We start from the raw sequence: 3,241 nt of genomic DNA, 5'->3' as shown, positions 1-3,241 counted from the left end.
AAGCAACCCTGAGAGATCGCCCGGAGTCTTCGCCCAGTGAGGTATGGGATTTCGGGTGGTCTCTAAGCAGGCTCTTGTGGGCGCCGCGTGCAGGATCGCTAGGGGACAACCGTGCCGCACCTCGACAAACTGGCCGCCGCTTTGATCGTGATCGCCGTTGTGGTGGGCTTCGTGGCCCCCCGTGACCGGCACGGTGGCGGTGCTCCCGGCACCAACTCGGCCGCCGGCGGCACCATCCACGCGGCGTCGTCCAGGTCCGCCGCGGCCGCGCCGCGCAGGCCGCCGAAGAAGAAGGCGCCGCCGTTCAACATGGCCAAGGCGGCAGCGGCGGCCCGCGCCGCCGGCGCGAACGAGCTGGGCATGGTCCCGATCCTGATGATCCACCGGGTGATGGCCAAGCCGCAGGTCTCGCTCGACCGTTCGACCAAGGACCTGTACGACGAGTTCACCGGTATGGCCAAGCAGGGCTACGTGCCGATCACCGCGGCGGAGTTCGTCAAAGGCCAGATCAACATTCCGGCGGGTAAGCATCCCGTCGTGCTGACCTTCGACGACGGGTCGATCACGCACGCCGACTTCGACGGTGCGGGGAACCCCAAGCCGGACACAGCGATCGGGGTGATCCAGCGGGTCGCGAAGGAGAATCCCGGGTTCCGGCCCGTCGCGACGTTCTTCGTGAACCGCGACCCGTTCTACGGCGGCTCCAAGCCGGGCGTGGAGACGATGCGCTGGCTGGTCCGCAACGGGTACGAGATCGCGAACCACACGACGAACCACAAGGACATGCGCAAGATGAGCCACGACGAGGTGGCCAAGGAGATCGGCACCGACGAGCAGATGATCGAGAACGCCACCGGCAAGCAGGCGACCACCTTCGCGTTCCCGTTCGGTTCGCTGTCGGAGGCGCATCTGGAGTGGGCCCAGCACGGCACCAAGCCGGTGCCGTGGAACTTCACGGGCATGTTCCTGGCCGGGTGGAAGCCCTCCGACTCTCCGTACGCGAGTTCCTTCGACCCGCGCCAGATCCCGCGGATCCGGGACAAGGAAAAGATCAAAGAAGATGACTGCAAGCAGTACTGTTCGACGGCATGGCTGGAGTGGCTGGCGAAGAATCCCGACAAGCGGTACACCTCCGACGGGAACCCGGCCACGATCGCCTTCCCGCAGGATAAGATGATCTACCTCTACACGCGTTACAAGGAGTGGGCCTGCCCCTACTGACCACTCTCGAGATTGACCGCTGCCCATGGCCTCCCATATCCTGATCGCTGCGCTGTGGGCCTGTGCGCGCCTCGGACAGAGCAGGCTCGCGCTCGGTCAAGTCGACATCGGACTGGTTTTCACATCGCCGGTTCATCGGCAGGGACGATAACTGGCCCTCCGCGCAACACACGCAACTACGCATGTCCGTATCCGGAGCCATCCCACACATGACGAGCAGCACCGAGGCCACCTCGAGTACCCCGCAGGTAGCGGTCAATGACATCGGGTCCGAGGAAGCCTTCCTCGCGGCGATCGACGAGACCATCAAGTACTTCAACGACGGCGACATTGTCGAAGGCACTGTCGTCAAGGTCGACCGAGACGAGGTCTTGCTCGACATCGGCTACAAGACCGAGGGCGTCATCCCCTCGCGAGAGCTGTCCATCAAGCACGATGTCGACCCGAACGAGGTCGTCAAGGTCGGTGACCACGTCGAGGCCCTTGTTCTCCAGAAGGAGGACAAGGAGGGTCGGCTCATCCTGTCCAAGAAGCGCGCCCAGTACGAGCGCGCCTGGGGCACGATCGAGAAGATCAAGGACGAGGACGGCATCGTCACCGGTACGGTCATCGAGGTCGTCAAGGGCGGCCTGATCCTCGACATCGGGCTGCGCGGCTTCCTTCCCGCGTCCCTGGTGGAGATGCGCCGGGTGCGCGACCTTCAGCCGTACGTCGGGCGCGAGCTCGAGGCGAAGATCATCGAGCTGGACAAGAACCGCAACAACGTGGTCCTGTCCCGCCGCGCATGGCTGGAGCAGACCCAGAGCGAGGTCCGCCAGACGTTCCTCAACACCCTGCAGAAGGGCCAGGTCCGCAAGGGCGTCGTGTCCAGCATCGTCAACTTCGGTGCGTTCGTGGACCTCGGCGGCGTCGACGGTCTGGTGCACGTGTCCGAGCTGTCCTGGAAGCACATCGACCACCCCTCCGAGGTCGTCGAGGTGGGCCAGGAGGTCACCGTCGAGGTTCTCGACGTGGACATGGAGCGCGAGCGGGTCTCCCTGTCGCTCAAGGCGACGCAGGAGGACCCCTGGCAGCAGTTCGCCCGCACCCACCAGATCGGCCAGGTCGTGCCGGGTCGCGTCACCAAGCTGGTGCCGTTCGGCGCGTTCGTCCGGGTCGAGGAGGGCATCGAGGGCCTGGTGCACATCTCCGAGCTGGCCGAGCGCCACGTGGAGATCCCGGAGCAGGTCGTCCAGGTCGGCGACGAGATCTTCGTGAAGATCATCGACATCGACCTCGACCGGCGCCGCATCAGCCTCTCGCTGAAGCAGGCCAACGAGGGCGGCGGGACGTTCACCGACGAGGAGTTCGACCCGACGCTCTACGGCATGCCGGCCGAGTACGACTCCGAGGGCAACTACAAGTACCCCGAGGGCTTCGACTCCGAGACCGGCGACTGGCTCGAGGGCTTCGACCAGCAGCGTGAGACGTGGGAGCGGCAGTACGCGGAGGCGCGTGCCCGCTTCGACGCCCACAAGAAGCAGGTCGAGGAGGCCCGCAAGGCCGAGGCCGAGGCGGCCGGTCCGCAGTCGTACAACACCGAGGACCAGTCCGGCGGTGGCGGCGAGACCGGTGGCGCGCTGGCGTCCGACGAGGCCCTCGCGGCCCTGCGCGAGAAGCTGTCCGGCGGCCAGGAGTAAGCGGAGCAAGATAACCGCATATGGTCGATTCCGACACACGCGTACGTCCTGGGGGTCCCGCCGCATCGGCGGGGCCCCCGGTCGTTCCGCAGGAGTTCTCCCGCATTCTGTTGATCGCGCTGACCATCGCCGTCCTGACGGAGGTGCTGCGAGCCGCGTTCCCCACGTTCGGCCACTTCGCGGCCGCCTCCGGCGCGGTGACCGCGTCCGCGGCGATCCTGATCGTCAGTCTGGCCGGCTTCCTGGCGCCCGTGGCACGCGTCGTGGCCGGGCCGCGCGGCCTGCTGGTGGCCGGCGTCGGCGGCCTGCTCGCCGTACGGCTCGCCACGCAGGCCCTGCCG

Annotated in this window: 2 protein-coding genes and 1 pseudogene; all 3 read left to right on the top strand. The window is 66.6% G+C overall.

Annotation, left to right across the window (positions count from 1 at the left end; translation table 11 throughout):
* Nucleotides 1-111: 111 nt before the first annotated feature.
* On the top strand, nucleotides 112-1,221 hold the full coding sequence (locus tag ACFFNX_RS45840) for a polysaccharide deacetylase family protein (RefSeq protein WP_378212615.1): 1,110 nt from the start codon (nucleotides 112-114) through the stop codon (nucleotides 1,219-1,221).
* Between the two features lie 209 nt (nucleotides 1,222-1,430).
* On the top strand, nucleotides 1,431-2,900 hold the full coding sequence (gene rpsA, locus ACFFNX_RS45835; RefSeq protein ID WP_378212614.1) for a 30S ribosomal protein S1: 1,470 nt from the start codon (nucleotides 1,431-1,433) through the stop codon (nucleotides 2,898-2,900).
* Nucleotides 2,901-2,920: 20 nt separating this feature from the next.
* Nucleotides 2,921-3,241, top strand: a pseudogene (locus ACFFNX_RS45830) (endonuclease/exonuclease/phosphatase family protein); the annotation flags it as partial.

The sequence above is a fragment of the Actinoallomurus acaciae genome, assembly GCF_042429965.1.
Lineage (GTDB): Bacteria > Actinomycetota > Actinomycetes > Streptosporangiales > Streptosporangiaceae > Actinoallomurus > Actinoallomurus acaciae.
Note: the sequence above shows the minus strand (reverse complement) of the source record. Positions and strands in the feature narration are given on the sequence as shown.

What these genes read in the sequence shown, in the direction of transcription:
- rpsA (WP_378212614.1), top strand. Translation starts at nt 1,431, where the DNA reads ATGACGAGCAGCACCGAGGCCACCTCGAGTACCCCGCAGGTAGCGGTC.